This is a genomic window from Mycolicibacterium vaccae NBRC 14118 = CIP 105934 (assembly GCF_001552715.1).
Classification (GTDB): Bacteria; Actinomycetota; Actinomycetes; order Mycobacteriales; family Mycobacteriaceae; genus Mycobacterium; species Mycobacterium vaccae.
The window spans coordinates 1-835 of the sequence record NZ_BCRS01000357.1 but is presented as its reverse complement, the minus strand read 5'-3'; the positions used below and the strand labels follow the sequence as shown (position 1 = coordinate 835).

The following is an 835-nucleotide window of genomic DNA, read 5'->3' as shown; positions in this document are numbered from 1 at the left end:
CCCCCGCCACACCCTCGGGTGTGGCGGGGTTTTCCGTGTCGCGGTCATCGAGAGGGCGCTCAGCGCGGCGTCCGGGCCGGAATCGCGCTCTGGACGCACTCTCGGTGCCGTGGTGGGCGCTGTGATCTGCCCCCGAGACCGGGTTGTGACCCAAACGGATTCGGAGTGCACCGCATCGAGCGGATACTCTTGACCTAATGGTTCCGCTCTGGTTCACGCTGTCCGCACTCTGCTTCGTGGGTGCGGCGGTACTGCTGTACGTCGATCAGGACCGACGCCGTGGGCTCGGTCGTCGGCGTAAGTCGTGGGCGAAGTCGCACGGGTTCGACTACGAGCACGAATCCACCGACATCCTCAAGCGCTGGAAGCGCGGCGTGATGTCCACCGTCGGCGATGTGACCGCCCGCAACGTGGTCCTCGGCCAGATCCGCGGCGAGGCGGTCTTCATCTTCGACCTCGACGAGGTGGCGACGGTGATCGCGCTGCACCGCAAGGTGGGCACCAACGTCGTCGTCGACATGCGCCTCAAGGGCATCAAGGAACCCCGCGAGAGCGACATCTGGCTGCTCGGGGCGATCGGCCCGCGGATGGTGTACTCGACCAACCTCGACGCAGCCCGCCGTGCCTGCGACCGCCGCATGGTGACGTTCGCCCACACCGCGCCCGACTGCGCCGAGATCATGTGGAACGAGCAGAACTGGACGCTGATCAGCATGCCGGTCACCAGTACCCGGGCCCAGTGGGACGAGGGGCTGCGCACGGTGCGCCAGTTCAACGACCTGCTGCGGGTGCTGCCGCCGGTGCCTTCGGCGGCGACGGGCCAGCCGGTCGCCCG

The 835-nt window shown here is 68.0% G+C and carries 1 protein-coding gene; it reads left to right on the top strand.

Features of this window, described 5'->3' with window-relative positions; translation table 11 throughout:
• Nucleotides 1-197 precede the first annotated feature (197 nt).
• The coding region (ttfA, locus tag MVA01S_RS29990; protein ID WP_060941847.1) for a trehalose monomycolate transport factor TtfA at nucleotides 198-835 on the top strand (638 nt) is incomplete at its 3' end.